General features: G+C 48.3%; 17 protein-coding genes. 16 read left to right on the top strand and 1 reads right to left on the bottom strand.

The annotated features are described in order from the left end of the window. The first annotated feature begins 126 nt into the window (after window positions 1-126). The 3 genes from VGK02_08410 to VGK02_08400 all read left to right on the top strand — a co-directional run bounded on the left by VGK02_08410 (window position 127) and on the right by VGK02_08400 (window position 5,353). Entirely contained in the window at window positions 127-2,601 is a 2,475-nt protein-coding gene (locus VGK02_08410; GenBank protein ID HEY3375067.1) for an Ig-like domain-containing protein, read from the top strand. Between the two features lie 220 nt (window positions 2,602-2,821). Continuing rightward, window positions 2,822-4,270: a S8 family peptidase gene (locus tag VGK02_08405; GenBank protein ID HEY3375066.1), complete on the top strand. Its 1,449-nt coding sequence runs from the start codon at window positions 2,822-2,824 to the stop codon at window positions 4,268-4,270. 159 nt (window positions 4,271-4,429) lie between these two features. Further along, the gene (locus VGK02_08400) at window positions 4,430-5,353 is read left to right on the top strand and encodes an S-layer homology domain-containing protein (protein ID HEY3375065.1); all 924 of its coding nucleotides are present in this window, start codon (window positions 4,430-4,432) and stop codon (window positions 5,351-5,353) included. Window positions 5,354-5,414: 61 nt separating this feature from the next. On the opposite strand, the gene VGK02_08395 is transcribed toward VGK02_08400, so the two are convergent. Further along, a complete protein-coding gene (locus tag VGK02_08395; protein HEY3375064.1) occupies window positions 5,415-6,443 on the bottom strand; it encodes a glycosyltransferase in 1,029 nt (342 codons plus the stop codon). 247 nt (window positions 6,444-6,690) lie between these two features. Here VGK02_08395 and wecC point away from each other — a divergent pair, with 247 nt between their 5' ends. The 13 genes from wecC to gmd all read left to right on the top strand — a co-directional run bounded on the left by wecC (window position 6,691) and on the right by gmd (window position 22,333). After that, window positions 6,691-7,911: a UDP-N-acetyl-D-mannosamine dehydrogenase gene (gene wecC, locus VGK02_08390; GenBank protein ID HEY3375063.1), complete on the top strand. Its 1,221-nt coding sequence runs from the start codon at window positions 6,691-6,693 to the stop codon at window positions 7,909-7,911. Then, the gene (locus tag VGK02_08385) at window positions 7,912-10,047 is read left to right on the top strand and encodes a bi-domain-containing oxidoreductase (protein ID HEY3375062.1); all 2,136 of its coding nucleotides are present in this window, start codon (window positions 7,912-7,914) and stop codon (window positions 10,045-10,047) included. 22 nt (window positions 10,048-10,069) lie between these two features. Further along, window positions 10,070-10,840, top strand: coding sequence for a glucose-1-phosphate cytidylyltransferase (gene rfbF / locus VGK02_08380; GenBank protein ID HEY3375061.1), 771 nt, complete (start codon window positions 10,070-10,072; stop codon window positions 10,838-10,840). Between the two features lies 1 nt (window position 10,841). Further along, window positions 10,842-11,921 (top strand): CDP-glucose 4,6-dehydratase, encoded by a 1,080-nt coding sequence (gene rfbG, locus VGK02_08375; protein ID HEY3375060.1) that lies wholly within the window; start codon window positions 10,842-10,844, stop codon window positions 11,919-11,921. Continuing rightward, window positions 11,908-12,831, top strand: coding sequence for an NAD(P)-dependent oxidoreductase (locus tag VGK02_08370; protein ID HEY3375059.1), 924 nt, complete (start codon window positions 11,908-11,910; stop codon window positions 12,829-12,831). Before rfbG ends, VGK02_08370 begins: the two co-directional genes overlap by 14 nt. 48 nt (window positions 12,832-12,879) lie before the next feature. Continuing rightward, window positions 12,880-13,554: a class I SAM-dependent methyltransferase gene (locus tag VGK02_08365; GenBank protein ID HEY3375058.1), complete on the top strand. Its 675-nt coding sequence runs from the start codon at window positions 12,880-12,882 to the stop codon at window positions 13,552-13,554. Next, complete coding sequence (locus VGK02_08360; GenBank protein ID HEY3375057.1) at window positions 13,547-14,563, top strand: glycosyltransferase family 2 protein; 1,017 nt, start codon at window positions 13,547-13,549, stop codon at window positions 14,561-14,563. The genes VGK02_08365 and VGK02_08360 overlap by 8 nt, the downstream gene beginning before the upstream one ends. Window positions 14,564-14,621: 58 nt before the next feature. After that, on the top strand, window positions 14,622-15,452 hold the full coding sequence (locus VGK02_08355; GenBank protein ID HEY3375056.1) for a class I SAM-dependent methyltransferase: 831 nt from the start codon (window positions 14,622-14,624) through the stop codon (window positions 15,450-15,452). 39 nt (window positions 15,453-15,491) lie between these two features. Beyond that, complete coding sequence (locus VGK02_08350) at window positions 15,492-16,673, top strand: hypothetical protein (GenBank protein ID HEY3375055.1); 1,182 nt, start codon at window positions 15,492-15,494, stop codon at window positions 16,671-16,673. Between the two features lie 257 nt (window positions 16,674-16,930). Further along, a complete protein-coding gene (locus VGK02_08345) occupies window positions 16,931-17,698 on the top strand; it encodes a class I SAM-dependent methyltransferase (GenBank protein ID HEY3375054.1) in 768 nt (255 codons plus the stop codon). Beyond that, window positions 17,699-19,597: an asparagine synthase (glutamine-hydrolyzing) gene (asnB, locus tag VGK02_08340; protein HEY3375053.1), complete on the top strand. Its 1,899-nt coding sequence runs from the start codon at window positions 17,699-17,701 to the stop codon at window positions 19,595-19,597. It abuts the gene before it with no gap. Between the two features lie 110 nt (window positions 19,598-19,707). Continuing rightward, on the top strand, window positions 19,708-21,027 hold the full coding sequence (locus VGK02_08335; GenBank protein ID HEY3375052.1) for an oligosaccharide flippase family protein: 1,320 nt from the start codon (window positions 19,708-19,710) through the stop codon (window positions 21,025-21,027). Between the two features lie 226 nt (window positions 21,028-21,253). Further along, window positions 21,254-22,333, top strand: coding sequence for a GDP-mannose 4,6-dehydratase (gmd, locus tag VGK02_08330; GenBank protein HEY3375051.1), 1,080 nt, complete (start codon window positions 21,254-21,256; stop codon window positions 22,331-22,333). Window position 22,334 lies beyond the last annotated feature (1 nt).

Genomic DNA, 22,334 nt, shown 5'->3' with positions numbered 1-22,334 from the left:
ACTATGGCCGTTATACTATAACATAGGTGTTTCTTAACACCTTGGTAATGGTAAATATTCTTCTGTAGGCGATTAAATTAATCCAGTATCAACTATGAATAACGCTTCTAAACCCGAGGTGATTACATGCAGAAAAAATTCCGTTTGATAGCATTACTGCTCGTATGCGCGTTAGTGCTCACGCTGGTACCGGTCTATCCGGCTGCAGCGGAACAATCTTCAAGCACACCGACAGTAGAACAGACCGCAGCAACGTCGGCAGAACAAACAACCGAGGTCACAACTTCAGCTACGACGCAAGAAGTTACAGGGCAAAACGATACGACAACAACGGTCATCAAAGAAGAAACCGATACAGCTGCAGCATATACCGGCTCGTGGGAGACGACGAGTTCGAGCGATGCTAGCGGCGGCACCTACACGTATTCTAATGACACGAGCGCATCGGCGGCATTTTCGTTCTACGGTACGGAAGTAGCCTGGATCGCAGGCACATCGAGCTCCGCAGGGATCGCCAAAGTCAAGGTTGATGGTACCTATCAACAAGATGTCGATCTCTATGGCGACGAGGCTTTCCAGCGCCCCGTTTACAATAAGACTGGGCTTGAGCTCGGCATCCATACGATCACGATTACGGTGAGTGGTCTTAAAAACGAGAGCTCAACCGGTACCGGTATTAACATAGATGCGTTTAAAGTCGTCGCACCGGTTATAACGGCTCCACCGGGTTCACCGATTCTACCGGTTACTGAAGAACCACCGGTGCCTCCGGTTATAGCGCCCGAAGACACGACATCACCGAGCATTCTTATTACGGGGCCGCAAGAAAACAGCACGATAAGCGACAAAACCCCGGTTCTCTCATTTGCGGTAAGCGAGCCCGCTACCGTTACGGTAACACTCGATGATGTTGCGGTCGAGACGCGAAACGGCGACGAGCTCCCCGCGCTCTCAGAAGAAACGCACGCCGTTACAATTACCGCGACCGACCCATCGGGCAACCAGGGAACCGCGTCCACAACCTTTAAGGTGGATACCACGGCGCCGACGGCGAGCGCATCGTTAGCGAGCGGGCTGTTTAACGCGCTACAGCACGTAACATTAACGGCATCAGAAGACGCCGTAATCTACTACACAGTCGACGGCACACCGCCGTCGGCGATGAGCACGCGTTATCTTGGTACGCCGATTCCGATTGTCGCAACGACCGCGTTAGAGTTTATGGCTGTTGATACTGCGGGCAATAGGTCGCCGATTTATACCGAGCGCTATGCTATCGATACGAATGCGCCTGTTATTATTGGTTCCGATCCGATAGGCGGCTTAGTTGAGGTACCGGTCGATAAAACCATCACCGTAGCTTTCAGGGAACCGGTTCGCGCCGGTGCGTCGTACGAGGCCATCTCCATTAAAGACGTAAACGGAGTCACCGTTGCGGCTACGACAAATATCCACGGCAACACGCTTACGATTACACCGAATGCCAACCTGGCGCACGGCGCAGGCTATACCGTCAGCGTTCCGGTGGATGCCATACAAGACGCAGCCGGCAATACGCTCACGGAACCCTTCGGTGTTACCTTTATCACCAGCGTTCTTCCGGACACCACGGCGCCGAGCCTCACCATCACGTCACCGGTGAGCGGCAGTATAATAAATAACAACACCCCGAGCTTGCAATACTTTATCGATGACCCTTCGGCCACCGTTTTCGTCACCGTAAACGGCATCGCCGTTGATAAGATATCCGGCGATGAGCTCGACACGCTGACGGAAGGCGTTAACACGGTTCGCATCAAGGCGATCGATTCATCGGGCAATAGTAGCGTCGCCGATGCGGTCTTTACTGTCGACACAATCGCCCCCGGCGCCAGCGCGATGCCGAAAGGCGATATTTATAGAAGAGGTCAATCAGTAGAGCTCTCGGCATCAGAGGCCGCAACGTTATACTACACAACCGATGGTACCGCACCGGACATGACGAGCAACGTCTACGTCGGCGTTCCGATCAATATCAATGAAACAGCGACATTAAAATTCATGGCTGTCGATGTTGCCGGCAACCAGTCGCCGGTTTACAGCGAGACGTATACAATCGACGGCACGCCGCCCAAGGTGGCAAATACCGACCCTACTGACGGTGCGACCGGTGTTCTCTTAGAGCCGAAGATCACCGTAACGTTCAGTGAGCCTGTTCAGGCAAGTGACACATACGATAAGATCACCCTCACGACCAAGGAGGGGAAGAGCGTAGACTTCACCAAGGATATCGCTGACGGCAAGCTCATAATACAACCAAAGAGCAACCTCGCCACCAACACACACTACGTTGTTACAGTCCCCGGCGGGGCGGTAATGGATATAGCCGGTAACGGTTTTGCAGAACAATACGCGTTAAGCTTTATAACCGCGAAGTCGCCCGGTGAAGCTGCCAGCGAGCAAGCATCTTTGGTTAACGGTGCAAACGCACAGCAAGCACCGCTTCTCTCTGTGAAAACCGCGGTGCGTGCGGTTCGCACAGTTGTCGAGTTTGTAGGTCAGATCGGCGAGCGTGTAAAAGACGTTATCTCGTCAATCTTGAAGAGTTTGTTCGGAATCTAAACAGGGGTAGTCTAGCCGGAAGCCGAAAGCCGAAAGCTATAGTAGTTGATGCGGTGGTCGTAACTGAAGCCTGCTTAAATCGCGCTGATGTAACTTTGAAACTCGCGCTTTTAGACGTTATCTTAAGGGAGGCCTAGCAAGGCCTCCCTTTTTATGGCATTTTATGGGAGGATATCTATAGCAATACCATCGTTTGTCGATAGAAAAAGTGAGCGGTTCGTTGTCGTTGAAAGGTAACGCCACGGGCATGCGATTTCGCGTTTTAGCCTATTTTCTAATAATAAATCTGATAACTTTGCCTGCAGCATCGTTTGCATTTACGGGAATTGTGGCAAGTACGGCAGATAACAATACTGTTGCAACACCGGCAACCATAGGTTCTAGCCCTAACGACGTACCGTTTGTTAACCAAAGCGCCGACAATCTAACCATAACCAACTCAGGTATGGGCGAATCAACAGCTACCGGACCTGATGCGGGCAACGTAGTGCCCGGGGAAATCATCGTAAAATTTAAGAAATCGACAAGCGAAACAGAGGTCTCCGCCGCAACGAAAAAAACCGGCACGCAAGCGGTTGACCGGATAAAGAGTATAAAAGCCGTATGCGTAAAAGTACCGGCCAACCGCTCCATTCACGAAGTTATCGGCGAGTACGAATCGATGGGAAACGTGGAGTATGCCGAACCCGTCCATTACGTGCATGCGCTCGCGGTAACCCCGAACGACACATTTTTCGCCAACCAGTGGCCGCTCGTGCGGATGAAAGCGCCGCAAGCTTGGGATGTGACAACCGGCGACCCGGTTACGGTTGCCGTCGTTGATACCGGCGTCGACTATAACCACCCCGACCTGGTAGGGAAGGTAATCAACGGCTACGATTTTATAAACAACGATAACGATGCGATGGACGATTACTGGCACGGTACGCATGTGGCCGGCACAATCGCCACAGCATCGAATAATGGGGCAGGCATAGCCGGTGTTTCCTGGGGCGCGCGCATTCTCGCCGTAAAGGCGCTCGGTTCTGACGGCTCGGGGGATGATTTCACTGTTTCAGACGGCATACGCTATGCCGCCGACCACGGCGCTAAAATCATCAATTTAAGCCTCGGCGGCTACGGCTATTCCGTGACGATGGCCCAAGCTGTTGCCTATGCGCAGGGGAAAGGGTGCATCATCGTTGCCGCTGCCGGAAACGATGATATCGATGATCCGCTCTATCCTGCCGCGTGCAAAAATGTAATCGGCGTTGCGGCAACCGACCGCAATGACGTTAAAGCATCGTACTCCAATCATGGCTGGGCGGTCGATGTTGCGGCTCCGGGCGGCGACGGCGATCTCAACGTCGCACCCGAGGACGGCGTCTTGAGCTGCTTAGCGAGCTGCAAACATGATGGAGACTATGCGTATGCCGAAGGCCCCTCCATGGCAACCTCGCACGTAGCGGGCCTCGCCGCGCTTATCGCCGGCAAGTATCCGGGAAAAACAACAGATGAACTAACCCGTCTAATTATGGAATCGGTCGACGACCTCGGAGCAGCGGGGCGCGACGACACCTACGGTTACGGGCGAATCAATGCCCAAAAAGCGGTTACAACCGACGTCACGAGCCTCGAAGAAACCGACACGGCAATGAGTTATTCCGGCGCATGGGCGAGTACCGCCTAGAGTTCCGCCAGCGGCGGCGCATACCGGTATGCGAGCGCAGCCGGTGCGTACGGCACCTGTTCGTTTTACGGCACCGGCGTTAACTGGATTGCCGATAAAGGAACCGACCAGGGCATAGCCAAGGTATATATCGACGGAGTGTTTCAGTAGAATGTCGATCTGTACAGCTCAAGCGACGGCCAGCAACCGGTATATACCAAGACAGGCCTGGCGCTCGGCGCTCACTCGGTTACGGTTGAGGTATCCGGCACAAAGAACGCAAGTTCATCCGGCCTTGTTATCAATGTCGATGCCTTCGATATCATCGATTATCGGGCCACTACCGAGCCTACGGTATCGATGACCAACCCGGCAAGCGGTGATGCCGATGCGCCCATAGACGGGCCGATTACCGTTATGTATAGCGCCAATATCCAAGAGGGCGACACGTGGAGCGCAATCACCCTTAAAGACGCAGGCGAGACCACCGTTACTATAGCAGCCGCCATTTCGCAAAAAACGCTTACCATAACACCAGCGGCGTCGCTCGCATACGCGTCAACCTATACCATTACCATTCCGAACGGCGTGATTAAAAACGCCGTAAATACCAGCACCATCTCGCTGTATTCGTTTAGCTTTACGACCGCAGATACACCGACTGGCGGTGGTGGAGGCGGCGGCGGCGGTAGTAGTAGCCCCACACCGCTGCAAGACAAGGAATTAACACAAACACCTGAGGCTACAGAGTCCGCATCACTATTTACGGATATCGCCCCGGATGCGTGGTACGAGGGCTTTGTCGCCGAGCTCATATCCCGCTCCATTATAAACGGCTACCCGGACGGCACGTTTAAGCCGGTAAAACCGGTAACACGCGCCGAATTTGCCAAGATGGTCTGCATTGCTATGGGCTGGGACATTGTAGCACAAAGCGCGGGCCCCTTTACCGACATCAAAGAGGGAAACTGGGCCGCCCGCTATATCGAGACCATCAAGAAGCACGGCGCCATCGGCGGGTATACCGACAACACCTTCCGGCCAAACAAAACCGCAACCAGGGCGGAGATGGCCAAAATGATAGCCGGAGTGCTTAAAGAGTAGTTTTACAACTAGTGTTATTATTAAGTTACCAGGTGCATGCTGAACAGTACCCCCATTTTCGCTAATACTCTTTAGAAAAACCTTCTAAAAATGGTTTTACTGATAGCTGTTCAGCGGCTTGTTGCGCGAATCCTAGTGCTACCTGCCTGCATCCAACCGATAAAGCCTGCCGCTGCTCAGCGGCCATATTCCAAAATGCCGCCATGCGTTTGGCGAATTCTTCGGCATCAAGCGGAATAACAAGATTAGGGTCGACTTCTCGTACCAAGCTTGCCGTTCCAGTCCATTGTGATACAAAGGGAACTACCCCAGCTAGCATGGCCTCAATTACTGCCACTGGATAAGAATCACCTCGCCCGGGGTGAATGAGTATCGAGGATGAAGACAAGAACGGTGTTATATCTTTTACTAAACCGGGGGACTTCAAGTCAGGCTGCTCTTGAATATCCGTACGGCCCAACATTGTTAGTTGAGCATCTGGGAACTCTTTCTTAATCACCCCAAGGCTTTTCGTGGCAATATCGATGCCTTTATAATATGCGCTCCCGCCTCCTATGAGCACCATGTTATGCGAACCAAGTGAAGGTTCTAAAGCACTGAGTGAATGCAACCGCGCTTCAGTTACCTGCGGATATCTAATGACTACTTGTGTTCCGGGCAAGTTCTTCTTGATCAATGTTGCCACCATGTCGCCGATTGCGATAGCGCCGCAGATAAAGCGAAACCCGATACGCGCCAGCGCTCTGTTGATTCGACGATTATCTACAAATGCCCGGTAAAGTGCATCATCGGCGCTTAAGACTATGATTGCTTTAGGCCGCCTGTTAATCCAATTAATTACAGGGGCCATTACCATTGCAGGTGTTGTACCCTCGATGACTATAATTTTGGACGCACTTCTTCGAAGTTTGAACGCAGACTTCAAATATGCCTGGAGCTTATCCTTGGCCGGTATATCCTTAGCGATGCTCCATTCCCCGAGCATGAAGATGCGCTCGCTGCAGCAATCTTCGAGCATCTTTTGATGCGCCGGATGAGCGCCGGAGTAGGCAACTACGATATGCGGTTCCTTTAAAGAATTCGAGGTCATGGTTGGATTATACTACGCACTCATTTCATCATAAAGCAATAGCGTTTGGTTATAGTGGAAGGTCTGCTTCATAGCGGTGTATGTCACATTCATGTTACGTAGAATATAGTATCGCAATTTGCTTACCGTATCAGAATTCAAGTACAATAGTTGCAGGTGAGCATAGAGGACGCTTGGTATCTTAGCGGAACAGCCTAAGCCTGCGTCCGTTGCAAGTGCGCACATTCCGAAAGGGGAACGTTAAGCAATGGGTAAGTGGCAAAACGTATGTGTCGTCGGCCTCGGCTATATCGGTCTGCCGACGGCGAGTATCCTGGCTACTAAGGGCTACAAGGTCTTAGGTGTAGATGTAAACGAAAATGCTGTGGCGATGATTAATGACGGAAAAATCCATATCGTCGAGCCGGATCTAGATATTCTTGTAAAATCGGCTGTTCACTCAGGTAATCTAAAAGCAAGTCTTACGCCTGAGAGGGCGGATGTCTTTATCCTTGCTGTTCCGACGCCTTTTAAAGAAGGCCACAAACCCGATCTTTCGTATGTTGAGTCGGCCACAAACACCATTATCCCGTTTCTAGCTGAAGGGAACCTTGTTATCTTAGAGTCAACTTCACCGGTCGGCACGACAGACGGCATAGCTGCTCAAATATTTGTCGCGCGCCCGGAGCTTCAAGAAAATCTTTTTGTAGCGCACTGCCCGGAGCGTGTTCTGCCTGGTCAAATACTTAAAGAATTGGTCAACAACGACCGTATAATCGGAGGCGTCGATCCCATATCTGCCGAAGAAGCGCAAGGCTTTTATGAGACGTTTGTCAGCGGGCAGATATTTGTTACGGCGGCCAAGACCGCCGAACTTACCAAGTTAACCGAAAACTCGTTCCGCGATGTGAATATCGCGTTTGCCAACGAACTCTCGATTATCTGTCACGACCTCGGCGTTAGTGTGTGGGAGGTCATCGAGCTTGCCAACAAACACCCCAGAGTTAATATTCTGCAGCCGGGCCCCGGTGTGGGTGGGCACTGCATTGCGGTTGACCCCTGGTTTATCGTCGATTCGGCGCCGGAGAAAGCGCGCCTTATCAGGACCGCGCGTGATGTAAACGACAGCAAGCCGTATCATGTTATCAATCGTGTTAAGGAGAAAGCCGGGCGGATTAAAGAGCCGGTTATCGCGTGCTTAGGGCTCGCATTTAAAGCAAATATCGACGATCTTCGCGAGAGCCCTGCGCTTGAGATTGTCAAACATCTTGCGGCTGACAATATCGGCACGATCCTTGCGGTTGAACCGCATATCCAAAAACTACCTGCCAAGCTTGAGCGCTTTACTGATGTTGAGTTTGTGGGTTTCACTGAAGCGTTGCAGCGCGCAGATATCGTGCTGCTTCTAGTCGATCATAAAGCATTTAAGAACGTAGACCGCGACATTATAAAAGATAAAATTGTAATCGACACAAGGGGGATGTGGTAATTGAAGCAGGTTCTTATCAAGCAGGGTCAGGCAATCGTCGAGGAAATCCCCGCCCCCCAAGTTGAACCAGGTACAGTACTGGTACAGGTCGATCATTCCTGTATTTCGGTCGGTACCGAGATGAGCGGTGTCAAAGTGAGCGCGATGCCGCTCTGGAAACGCGCCCTAAAACAGCCGCAAAATGTGAAAAAGGCTTTTCAGATGGTAGCTACGCAGGGTTTAGCTCACACGAGAAGCGTGGTTGAGGGGAAGCTTTCTGCAGGTAGCCCGACCGGTTACTCAGCCACCGGCATCGTCTTAGAGGTAGGTGAGGGTATCGACGATATTCAACCTGGGGACCGTGTTGCGTGCGCGGGAGCACAATGCGCGCACCACGCTGAGATTATTCGCGTGCCACGCAATCTAACGGTTCTTGTTCCGGATGAGCTCGGTTTCCCTGCGGCAAGTACGGTAACGCTTGGTGCAATTGCTATGCAGGGCGTGCGACGTGCTACACCGACGCTTGGTGAGACGTTTGTCGTTCTCGGCCTCGGTATTCTGGGGCAGCTTACCATACAACTTCTGAAAGCCAACGGATGCCGCGTGATCGGCACCGACCTTGATCGCACGCGCATCGAGCAGGCGAGAGGGTTGGGCATGGATGTCGGTATAATCCCGCAGGAAGAGGATGATATCGAAGCCGTTGCAAGGCTGACTGACGGTTACGGCGCCGATGGCGTTATCATAACCGCCGCCACACCATCCGATGCTGTGGTCTCCACCGCGTTTAAGATGTGTCGCAAGAAAGGGCGCGTTGTGTTGGTCGGCGACGTAGGCCTTAGTCTAAATCGCGAGGATTTCTACCAGAAAGAGCTCGATTTTTTTATCTCATCATCATACGGCCCCGGCCGCTACGACAATAATTACGAGGAAAAGGGACTCGATTATCCGGTCGCGTTCGTACGGTGGACCGAGAATCGCAATATGACCGAATACCTGCGCTTGCTTGCGGAGGGAAAAGTTAGTGTCGACCCTATGATCGCTGCCATCTATCCGGTCGATAAGGCAGGGGAGGCATATGCGGCGCTTAAAAGCGATACCGATAGGCCGCTTATGGTACTTTTATCGTACCCGCGCCCGGTTGATGAGCGCCTTACGCGAACGGTTGTAAACCCACATGCGCAACCATCCGGCAAAACCCAGGTGAAATTGGCGCTCGTTGGCGCCGGTGGTTTTGCCAAGGGTATGCATCTTCCAAACATGAAAGAGCTTTCCGATCTCGTGCAGCTGCATGCGGTCATGAGTCGTACCGGCCAGAACGCAATTGCAACCGCAACGCAGTTCGGCGCGAAGTACGCGACGACCGATTATAGTGAAGTGTTGCGCGACCCCGAGGTGGACGCGATTCTCATTGCAACCAGGCATAACTTGCACACACCGATGGTGTTTCAAGCACTTAAGGCGGGTAAACATGTTCTCGTTGAGAAGCCGCTGGCACTTAACGAAGGCGAATTGAAGGAGATCGAGGCGTTTTATTCTGCGGCTTCCGGCCCGTCACCGATTCTTCTTACCGGCTTTAACCGCCGGTTCTCAAAGTACGGGCAGCGGATTTATGAGCTGACCAAGAATCGAAGCAACCCCATGATTCTCAATTACCGCATGAATGCCGGCTATATTCCGCTTAATCACTGGGTGCATACCGAAGAAGGCGGTGGACGCAATATCGGCGAGGCGTGCCATATCTACGATTTGTTTACCTTCCTTGTCGGCAGCAAAGTAGTCGCTGTAGATGCGAAAGCCGTTAGCCCGGCTACCGGTTACTATGGCAAGAACGATAACTTTGTTGCTACAATATCGTTTGAAGACGGCTCCGTTGCCACGCTTACCTATACGGCGCTTGGCAGCAAAGACCATCCGAAGGAGCAGCTCGAAGTATTTGTCGACGGCAAAGTAATTACGCTTGACGATTACAAGAAGCTCACGGTTACCGGTGCAAATGTTACCGGTGTTGAAACCAAGCTGTCTGACAAAGGCCAAAGAGAAGAGCTTGAAGCCTTCTGCAAAGCCGTCAAAGCAGGCGGCGAATGGCCGATTTCTTTGTGGCAGCAGGTACAGGCAATGCAGATTGCGTTTGCGGTGGAAGAAAGCTTCCGGTAAGAAAAGACAAGGACACGAATTCATGAAGGTTATTATCCTAGCAGGTGGGTTTGGCACACGATTAGCTGAGGAGTCATCGATTCGGCCAAAGCCCATGGTCGAGATTGGTGGCAAGCCCATACTTTGGCATATTATGAATGTCTATGCAAGTTATGGCTTTAATGATTTTTTAATTGCTTGCGGCTATAAAGGCGAGGTCATAAAAGAATACTTCCATAACTTCTTTTTCCATAATAGCGATTTCGGCATTGATTTAAGCAATGGTCGCTACGAGATAATCAACCCCTGTTGCCTCGATTGGAAAGTAGGAGTTATCGATACGGGCCTAAATACTATGACAGGCGGGCGTCTTCAACGCCTAAAAGGCCTAATTGGCGATACAACTTTTATGCTTACGTATGGCGATGGCCTAAGCAATGTAAATATCAAGGATCTTGTTGCTTTTCACCAAGCTCACGGTAAGTTAGCCACTATAACTGCAGTGCGTCCGCCGGCTCGTTTCGGAGGTCTTGTTTTAGATGATGGCAAGGTACAAGAGTTTTCTGAAAAACCGCAAACCGGTGAAGGTTGGATTAATGGCGGATTTTTTGTATTTGAGCCAGGAATATTTGATTATTTAAGCGGAGATGAGACAATCCTCGAACGTGATCCCTTAGAGCGCCTTGCAGCCGACAACCAGCTTATGGCATTTCGCCATGAAGGGTTCTGGCAACCTATGGATACACTGCGTGAAAAACAACTACTTGAAACTCTTTGGACAAGCGGTAACGCACCTTGGAAGATATGGGAATAACATGGCATTATCATCTTTCTACTTAGATAAAACAGTTTTAGTAACAGGTCATACTGGCTTTAAAGGGGGATGGCTCACAACATGGCTTAAGCAGTTGGGTGCCAAAGTAATTGGATTTGCACTCCCCCCCGAGCAGGGAAGGCCAAACTTGTTTGAAGCTGCGAATGTTGCGCAAGGCATGACCTCGATCCTCGGCGATATACGTGACCTTTCAGAGTTTACCAGAGTAATAGGCCGATACTCTCCTGATATTGTTTTTCATTTGGCTGCCCAACCCCTTGTAAGGCGGTCGTATCGTGAGCCGATTGAGACCTATGCGACGAATATTATGGGCACCGCCAATATTCTCGAAGCGGTGCGACATACTCCGTCGGTGCGGGCTGTCGTCGTGATTACCAGCGATAAATGCTATGAAAACCGTGAACAGATATGGGGCTACCGCGAGCATGACCCTATGGGCGGCTATGATCCATACAGCTCTAGCAAAGGCTGTGCCGAGCTTATTGTTAAGGCTTATCGCAGCTCGTTCTTCAACGCTGAAGGCCGTGTTGGTGTTGCGACTGCACGCGCGGGTAATGTTCTCGGTGGGGGCGATTGGGCTGAGGATCGCCTTGTGCCTGATATCATTCGAGCCCTTGCTAGCGATGAGCCCATAATCATTCGACATCCCGAGGCCATTCGGCCATGGCAGCACGTGCTCGAACCACTCCACGGCTATCTCATGCTTGGCGAGCAGCTTTACAAAAAAGGTGCTTTATTTGCAGCGGGCTGGAACTTTGGCCCCAGCGATGATGATGCTACACCTGTGGGGGATATTGTTGAGCGCATGATTTCCTACTGGGGATCCGGCGAGTTTATTATTGATAAATTGGATAACTTACATGAGGCTAACTATCTCAAATTGGATTGCAGTAAAGCAAGAGCAAAGCTTGGCTGGAAACCAGAACTCACCATAGATGATTGTCTTAAACTAACTGTTGCATGGTATCGTGCTTATCTGAAAGATCCTGCATCCGTGCCGGACATGACTACTGGCCAGATTAACGACTATATGAAGCTGACTTTAAATGATACAATTTAGCTCTGCACTTATAACTGGCGCAAACGGATTCATAGGATCGTCTCTCGCACGTCGTCTTGCCATCGATGGCGTGACAGTACATGCGCTAATTCGCTCAAGCGCCGATTGCTCCCGGCTAAACGGTGTAGACAATATCAGCCCAATCAAAGTCCAATCTTTTGAGACCGCTGAGTTAGAACGATCCTTAGCAGGTATATCGGCGGAAGTTGTATTTAACCTTGCCTCATATGGTGTAAGCCCTCAAGACCGAGACCCAGAAGCAATGATAGAAGGCAATATTGATCTTGTGGCTCGTCTTATTTGTGCTACATCCCAATGGCCGCTTAAGCGTTTCATACATACGGGAAGCTGTTCTGAATATGGTGGCAACCCATCGCCGCATGAGTATATCTCCGAGGACCGTTTGTTAGAGCCGACATCGCTTTATGGAGCCGCTAAAGCAGCATCGGTTCTTTATGGTACGGCGCTAGCTCAACAGCTGGCCGTTCCATTTATTACACTAAGATTATTCGGAGTTTACGGCCGGGGAGAGGGGCCTCACAGACTAATTCCGTACCTTATCAACAAACTAAATAATAATGAGACTGTCGATCTTACGCCTGGCGAGCAGGTGCGAGACCTGCTGTACATCGATGATATTGTGGATGCTTTTATAGCGGCTGCTGAAAGTAGCAGTATCAGTATTAATACCATATACAACATTTGTTCCAGCCAACCTGTGAGAATCAGAGAGGTAGCGGAAAGCGTCGCGGACGCTATGAATAAACCTCGAAATCTACTACAATTTGGGATAAGGTCTTATCGCGTGGATGAGCCCCTATGGATTGTCGGAGATAACCGGCGATTCAAATCCGTGGCCGGATGGCGGCCACAAATCATCCTTGCTGATGGCATTAATCGCATGATTTGAAGAAACAAGCGATAGTAGCTACTTATTCAATGAAACCCGGAGGCAAAAGTGGGGCGGTTCGATCAGTTCTCTGAGAATTACAAAGATATTCTCGATCAACATATTTCTGTGTCTGGAGAAAGCTCGGAATATTTTACTGAGTATAAAGCCTGCTATATTGCTAAGCTGGTGCCAACGAATTCCCCTGGAAAGCTTCTAGATTTTGGTTGCGGTGTTGGTCTGCTTTCATCTTACTTGAAACAGTACATGCCAACCTGTACTTTGCATGGGTATGACGTTTCAAGCGCTAGCATCGAGAGAATAGATCCTGATCTAACAGCAAGAGGCATGTTCACTTCTGATCAGTCAAAACTCGATAACGATTACGACGCAATCATCGTCTCAAATGTTTTGCATCATATTGAGCCCAAGAATCGCGAGGGTACGATTTTAGCGTTGCGAGAGCGCTTATCGTCAGGTGGAAAACTAATTGTGTTTGAGCATAATCCTGCCAACCATCTCACAAGGAAGGTTGTAGATAAGTGTCCTTTCGATGAGGGTGTTGAATTACTGCCGCTGAGAGAAACCGTCGCGCACATGTCAAAAGCCGGTCTAGGGATAGGGCAGAGCGATTATATAGTGTTTTTCCCACATTTCCTAAAGCTGTTTCGGCCTTTAGAACCATTAATTTCCTGGTGTTCGCTCGGTGCCCAATATGCATTAGTTGGTGAGAAGCATGGATAAGGTAAACAAGAAGCTAATTTCAATCCTAGTACCTGTATTTAATGAAGAGGATAACATAATTCCGCTGTATACTCGGGTTTTGGATGTCATGGCGCAACTGGTTGATCGCTATGACTATGAGTTCGTCTTTACCGATAACCATAGCACCGACCGGACATTTGAACGACTAGAGAAACTAAGTAAACTGGATAAACGCGTACACGTATACCGGTTTTCCCGCAACTTTGGGTTTCAGCGGTCCATTTATACCGGGTACTATAACGCAAAAGGCCATGCAGCTATTCAACTAGATTGTGACTTACAGGACCCTCCAGAATTAATAACAGAGTTCGTTCGTTACTGGGAAGAAGGATATCAGGTTGTCTATGGCATTCGTCAGACCAGAAAAGAAGGTTGGGTAATCAATCGCATACGTAATGTTTTCTACTGGTTGATCGACATCCTCAGCGAGGATATCCTGCCTCGCGATGCCGGTGATTTCCGGCTCGTTGACAGAAGGGTCATTAACGAGCTCAGAAAAATCGATGATTACCAGCCATATCTGCGGGGAACAATTGCGGCAATGGGATTCAAGCAGATAGGCATTCCCTATGATAGAGCCGAGCGCATGCACGGTAAAAGCAAGTTCTCATTGGGTGGTCTTTTTAAGCTAGCTACCGATGGTATTCTCAACCATTCAATCATACCTTTAAGAATCTCTACTTTTACCGGTTTAACGATATCTCTTTTGACGTTTCTCGGCATACTCGGCTATTTCTTCGGTAAGCTGTTTTTAGGAAAAGAGTGGCCGGCAGGTTTTGCTACAACCACCACTTTAATTCTTTTATCGTTAAGTCTTAATGCGCTCTTTCTTGGTATAATTGGTGAATACTTGGGTCGTATTTACCAACAGGTTAAAAAACGGCCGATGACTATAATTGAGAGCGAGATAAATCCACAAGCCAAAACTGACGTAAACGAGACCGATTGGAATGTACGACCGCAAGCGCCGCAACGTGAAAAGGCTTAACGGTGATATTGCTAGGATTGGGCTCTGTCGGTTTGGCAAAAACTTGGAGGGTAGAGGCATGGGGGCTTCATGTCCGGTTTGCAAGACCATAAGTATCTTTGAATATCGTCATCCTGAAGTTGACTTATATAGGTGTCCTGATTGCGACCATTGTTTCAGCGAACCTACCTCGATTATAAAGCAGGAGGAATATAGCCAAGAATACTATGAGGCTGACCACAAGAATTGGTTCAATAATCCAAACTTAGCCCTGTTCAACACCGCCTATGGGTTCATTAGGGAAGCTGGCTCAAATCTATCGGTTCTGGATATCGGTTGCGGTAAAGGGGATTTCCTAAAATGTATTAAGCGGAAAGATATGTCTTTACATTTATTTGGGATAGATTTAAGCGAGAACCAGCCGATTGATGGAATTACGATTATCCAAGGCGATGCGCTTGCTGCCGACTTTGACCGTAAGTTCGATGTAATTACAAGCTTTGCAGTAATTGAACATATCGCCGACGTTCAGGGTTTTGTTAAACGCTTAGGAGAGTTATGCAACCCCGGTGGTTTAGTTATTATTATGACCCTCGATGATAGAAGCGTCCTCTATAGTGCTGCTCGGATGCTTAATCGTCTAGGTTTTGGTGTGCCATTTGAGCGCCTATACAGCAAACATCACGTTAACCACTTTAATACATCATCACTAAGGCGATTGGTTATAAGCAACGGTTTTTCAGTGACAAAGGTGCTACACCATAATGCACCCCTAAATGCTATAGATTTTGCAGCATCCTCACAAATCACCAACATCGTCTTTAAAATTGGTGTATTAGGTACGTTCATACTAGGTCAGGCTTTAGGCCGAACCTACTTGCAAACAATAATTTGCAGAAAAGATAAGTAAAGGTCAGCTAAGCATTCGTTACGGTGGAGGTTCTCTATATTGCTGGTCGATATAATGCCTACGAGATATCAAGCTTTGCTTGAAACACTAGCGGGCTACAAGAAAACGGGAATGTCGCTTATCGCTTACGACGGGCACAGCCTGCATCCCCCAGCGTTTGGTGATGACGTAGGTATTTACTATTTTGTGCCGAAAATTGCACAGGTTTTCAATATGCCTATTGATAGAAGTTTTGATATATTTATCATTGGCCTTACGTTAATTTCAGTGGTGCTTGCTCTCGTAGGTTTATTCCTTTTATTTAAACGGCCCGCAAGCATAATTGTTAGCCTGCTAGGTGTATCAGTTTTGGCGTTTACCATGTTGAAGCTCTCAGATGTTTACGTGGCTGCCCCGTTTGCAATACTCTCAGTGGTTCCGATTTGCCTGTATTTTATCCAACAAAACAAACTATGTTGGTCTTTATTGGTAACTCTCTTTTTTGCGGGTTCTATAATCGGTATTGCTAATGCCATGCGGAGCAACGCAGGCACCACTGTGATGATCTTTCTTTTAATACTGCTAGCTTTTTACATGAGGGTTCCGCGCAGGGTAAAGTTAATTCTTTTAAGTATGCTTATTATCGGAACCTTGATCCCTTCAGCCTTTTTTAGCTTGCTGCTTAATCATAGAGATGATTATTTGCGTACCGTAGCAACAAATAATTGTGCACCGAGGCAACATGTTATCTGGCATTCCATTTATATTGGGCTAGGTTTCTTAAATAATGAATACGACATTCGCTATAAAGATGAAGTAGCGTTTGCCAAAGTAAAATCGATCTCAGCCAGTGTAGCCTACCTCTCGCCTGAATACGAAGCAATCTTGCGGAAGGAAGTCGTTAGTCTTGCGATGAATCATCCAACCTTTATAATAAAGACGGTACTTGCTAAGCTAGGCGTTATGCAGGGCTATTTATTAATATTTGCAAATTTAGGATTGCTTGCTGCAGCAATATATCGCAAGCGCTGCTCTCTGGAGCTAGCTTTTTGGGTTGGGCTAGCCTTCAGCTCAATTTCCGGGTTATTAGTAGTGCCGATTCCTGGTTATGTTTCAGGATTTATTGCACTAGCAATGCTTTATAGCATTATGAGCATCAATTATGCTATGGAGAATGGCCTCTACCATGATATTATGAGGCTATTAGCTAATTTGAGGAATATGGCAAAACTTGCAACATAGATTTTATTTGTTTTTAAAGGCAACATGTCTCAAAATACTGTTACACAGGATCAACATTTTAGAATGCCAAGAGAGCATGTGTTATGGCACTTAGATTCAAGGCTAATTGATTTCCTCAGCCATGATATGCAAAAAGGATTACAGCTTTGGTGCATGTTCAACAACACGACTGATAACCTTGATGCCAGCGACTGCAGTTTAGGTCATATATATTTTACGCAGTAGATCTTTCTTGCATCAATAAATCGAGGGTAGGAATGGTTGACAATATTCAGGAACAAGTTCGTCTCTATTGGGAACAGGAACCTTGCGGTTCTGGCCAATCTATTACTGGGAATGTGGAACCAGGTACGTTAGCATGGTTCGAGCGCATTGAAGAGCATCGTTATACAGCTGAGCCGATGATCCATGCAGTTGCTCAGTTTACGCGGCATCATGGTAAGAAAGTCTTAGAAATTGGGGTTGGAGCTGGAACTGACCATTTGCAATGGGCACGTGCAGGGGCCGAGTGCTATGGTGTTGATTTAACGGATGCTGCGATACAGACCACGCGAGACCGGCTCGCCTTATACGGATTACACTCGCAATTGCAGAGAGTTGATGCTGAGCGATTGCCATTCGATGACGACACATTTGACATTGTTTATTCCTGGGGTGTCATTCACCATTCGGAAAAGCCCGAGCTGATTGTTCAAGAAATTAGAAGGGTGTTGAAAAGTAACGGTATCTTTATCGGCATGATGTATGGCAGGCACTCTGTTCTGGCATTTAAACTATGGGTTAAATATGCCCTTCTTAAAGGTAAACCTTGGCACAGCTTTGCTGATGTCATCTGGCATCACATGGAGAGTATTGGGACAAAGGCACACACTACTCGTGAACTAAAAGAAATATTCTCAGAATTTGGTGGATTTTCTGCTAATTCAGTAATAACGATTTATGATAAAAACAAATTCCCAAGGTGGGTTAGCGGTTTCTTTCCAGACAAATGGGGTTGGTATATAACTATGGAGGCAAAGAAATAAGTGTGTGGAATAGTCGGCGCACTTTCTTTTAAGAATACAGGGTTTCAGATAACCGAACCATATATAGTTAAAATGCGTGATACCATGCGGCACCGCGGCCCGGACGGGGCGGGTGTTTGGGTATCGGATGACCACCGAATTGGCCTAGGCCACCGGCGGCTCTCTATTATCGACCTATCTGAAGCCGCAACTCAACCTATGTGTAACGAAGATGGCGCCCTCTGGATTTCGTTTAATGGCGAAATCTACAACCATGCCGATATTCGTGCTGAGCTGGAGCAAATCGGCGGGCACACCTGGAAAACCGATCACTCCGATACCGAGGTAATCCTGCATGCGTTCGAGCAGTGGGGGATAGATTGCCTGCATAAGTTCAGGGGTATGTTCGGTATCGCGCTTTGGGATGCCAAAGCGCGTGAACTTTGGCTGGTCCGCGATCGCATTGGTATTAAGCCGGTGTATTACAGTATCCACAACGGGCGAATTACCTTTGCGTCAGAAATTAAGGCCTTGCTTGAAGACCCGGAGCAGAAACGCGGGGTCAATGAGGAAGCGTTCTATCATTATCTTTCATTTCTAACCACGCCAGCTCCGCAGACGCTTTTTGATGGAATTAAGAAACTCCCGAGCGGCACCTGGCTGCGGATCAGCGAAGATGGCCAGATACGGGAGCATCGTTACTGGGATGTCTGGGATAATGCGAAATCTTTAGGCAAGCTTTCTGAAGACGAGATTGCTGAACAGCTCCTTGAAGAACTCCGCATTGCTGTAAAACTGCGCAAAGTCAGTGACGTGCCCGTTGGCGTTTTCTTATCGGGTGGTATAGATTCCAGCACGAATGCAGCGTTATTCTCCGAGGGCGAGGGCGGCCCCGTTAAGACATTCTCCATTGGTTATCAGGGCGAATATCAAAGTTACCAGAACGAATTGCATTACGCCCGCCAGATGGCTGAATTGGTAAAGGCAGATCATCACGAACTGCTCTTAACCCAAGACGATCTGCTGGATTTCTTGCCTCAGATGGTACATTTGCAGGACGAACCGATAGCCGATCCTGTGTGTGTGCCGGTGTATTACGTATCGAAACTAGCGCGCGATAATGGCGTAATCGTGTGTCAGGTGGGTGAGGGGTCGGATGAGCTATTCTGGGGATATCCTAGTTGGAAAACCGCACTTGACCTTCAAAATTATGATGATTTACCTGTACCGCGCGCGCTAAAGAGGTTAGGTCTAAAAGGCTTAAACATGTGGGGCAAAGAGGACTCTTTACCATATGAGTGGCTTCGCAGGGGAGCTCTCGGACAACCTGTGTTTTGGGGAGGGGCAGAAGCGTTTACTGAAACCCAGAAGCAAAAATTGCTTTCACCTCGTCTAAAAAAAGAGTTTTCGAGTTACACTTCATGGGAAGCCCTGAAGCCAATTCGGCAACGGTTTGAAGACAAAGCTTGGGAGAAATCGCACCTAAACTGGATGAGCTATATCGATTTAAATATGCGGTTGCCTGAACTTCTTCTGATGCGTGTGGATAAAATGAGTATGGGCGTAAGCCTTGAGGGACGGGTGCCGTTTCTCGACCATAAGTTTGTCGAGCTTGCGATGAGCATTCCCCAAGCCATGAAAACAAAGAATGGTACGTTAAAGTATATTCTCAAAAAGTCCGTCCGGGGGCTTATCCCCGATGAGCTTATTGATCGTAAGAAGCAGGGTTTTGGCGTGCCTGTCTACGAGTGGTTCTTCGATAAGCTCGGCGAGCAAACCAAAAAAGAGCTAAAAGATTTCTGCGAGCAAACCGATTTCCTTAATTGGTCTGAAGTTGTGCGACTCATGGACCAAGGGGCAGGGCCACAGGTATGGTATTTGTTGAATTTTGCTTTGTGGATGAAACATTATGTCGCCTAGACCAACTTCTGCAGACCTCTGTTTAACCCCTGAGTCCACGAGTTCCAGAGTTTCGGTTGCGAGTCGCCGGCTTGATCTGGATTTATTAAGAACGGGAGATGTAACGCATAGTGGCAGATAGCATGCGTCTAGCTAAAAGTGCGTCCATAAGTCTTATTGCGAAATTAATCGGTTTCATTATAGCGATTCCAACAAGTATTATTGTCGCTCGGTATCTAGGGCCTTCAGGAAAAGGCGTATTTGCCGTATTGATGACGGTAACCGGTATAGTCCTGCAGCTTGGCAACCTGGGGTTTCATTCTTCCAGCGTATATTTTGCAGCAAAATATAATGAAAAGACCTCGTCGATTGCAAGTATTTTAATACTATTTGGCGCGAGCATCGGTCTTGCTTCCGGTCTCGGGATGTTTTTGCTGAGCTATATATTTCCTAAAGCGATATTAGGGGATATTCCACGGCTCTTTCTTCTCGTCGCTTTAATAGGGTTGCCGTTTGCTTTTGTGGCTCAGTTCCTACAGAACCTATTCCTTGGGATGCAGCGAATATACGAGTATAACTTTGTTGACTTAGCTGCGAAATTTGCATCATTAGGAGGCATCATTATACTCTTCTTTTTCTTTAGGAAGGGTGTTTTGACCTTGCTGGGGCTCACAACTCTAATTGCCATCCTGACTTGTCTGGCATTCCTCAGTCTTATTAAACAGCAGGTTCACCTTACATTGAAATTTGATCGTTCGGTGTTTCGGGGCATGTTGCGGTATGGTTTTAAAGCTTACTTATCAGCGCTTTTCGCTTTTCTCGTAATTCGCTCTGACATGATCTTGATTAATTATTTTCTAGGAACAAAGGCCGCCGGCTTATATTCGCTAGCAGTAGGCTCTGCTGATTGGTTATTGTTGGTTCCCGCTACCGTTGGAGCCATGCTCTTTCCTAAGGCTACTGCTATAGCCGATGAAACGAGCGAGCTGACCAGAAAGGTGAGTCGCCACATCGTTGTTTTAATGGTCTTTTTATGTATAGCGGTGGCTATTGTAATTAAACCGGTAATCGTCTTTGTCTTTGGCCAGGCTTTTGCCCCATCGGCGGGCTCTCTCTTACTTCTTCTACCGGGGATTTTCTTTCTATCTCTAGAGATGATTTACATGCAGGATTTTGCAGCCAGAGGCATGCCGCCAATAGGGTATATTAGCCCTGCTTTAGGTTTTCTAGTAAATATTGCTCTCAATCTAGTGCTAATTCCGCGATATGGCCTGCTTGCTGCCTCAGTAACGTCTAGCATGGCTTATTTCTTAATGTTTGTAGTAAATCTTGTCTACCTTAAAGCCACATCAGGTTCTTCATATTCTGATATCTTGATTCTCAAACCAGGTGAGTTTGGTGAATTTGTTGCTATGTGGCGCAACAAATTGGTTGCTTTGAGAGCAGGCTAAAAACTGATTTCAGTGGCTCTGAAGCGGTACCGGTATGACGGTATTCGAGATCAGTAATTAATGCAAATAGTCTGCTAGTTATATATGAAAACCAAAGCTCCCACAGCCCATGATGTTTGATTTTAATGCCTAGACCTCGTATAATTAATGTTCGTAAGATGAATATTGGTTCGCTGGAGCGGAAGTATAGTAGATTGTACTTGTTATCTAATTAAAGGAAAGACGCATGGCAAAAACAGCATTTATTACCGGCATTACAGGCCAGGACGGCGCCTATTTGGCCGAGTCATTATTAGCCAAAGGCTACGTCGTCCATGGTATCAAACGACGTGCATCACTATTTAATACGCAGCGAGTGGATCACCTCTATGCGGACCCGCATGAAGGTCACCCGAGGTTCTTCTTGCACTACGGCGATGTTACCGATGCTACTAATATAATTCGTCTCATGCAGGAGACTCAGCCAGATGAGATTTATCATCTGGCCGCTCAGAGCCATGTCCAGGTTTCCTTCGAATCACCGGAATATACTGCGAACGCTGATGCGCTAGGGACATTACGCCTCCTTGAGGCTATACGCATACTTGGCATGATCGAGAAGGTCCGCTTTTATAATGCTGCAACGAGTGAGCTATACGGTCTTGTGCAAGAAGTGCCGCAAACGGAGAAAACCCCGTTCTATCCTAGGAGCCCGTATGCGGTGGCAAAACTCTATAGCTACTGGATAACGACAAATTACCGTGAGGCGTACGGAATATGCGCGAGCAACGGCATTCTTTTTAATCACGAATCGCCGATGCGAGGCGAGACATTCGTGACTAGGAAAATTACAATGGCGGCAGCTCGCATAAAACTTGGCCTGCAAGATAAGATTTTTCTTGGAAACATGAATGCCAAGAGAGACTGGGGTTACGCGAAGGATTATGTTGAGGCGATGTGGTTGATGCTCCAACAAGATGAGCCCGATGATTACGTAATTGCTACAGGCGAGACTCATTCAGTGAGGGAATTTTGTGAAGAAGCCTTTAAAGAGGTTGGTATAGAGCTAGAGTGGCAAGGGACCGGCGTCAACGAAAAGGGCATTGACAGTGCTACAGGCAAAGTATTAATCGAGGTTGATCCTCGTTACTTCCGTCCGACCGAAGTTGAGTTGCTTATCGGTGATCCCTCAAAAGCCTATGGGAAACTCGGCTGGAGGCCAGGCGTTACTTTCCATGAGCTAGTTAGGATTATGGCGAAAGCCGATTTAGAAGAGGCACGAAAACAGCTAGCTGCATCACCTGAAAAATCGCTGGTTGTGGAGTAGC

The organism is Candidatus Aquicultor sp. (assembly GCA_036504445.1).
Lineage (GTDB): Bacteria > Actinomycetota > Aquicultoria > Aquicultorales > Aquicultoraceae > DASXVE01.
The sequence above is the reverse complement of the archived record's forward strand: the minus strand, read 5'-3'. Positions and strand labels throughout refer to the sequence as shown.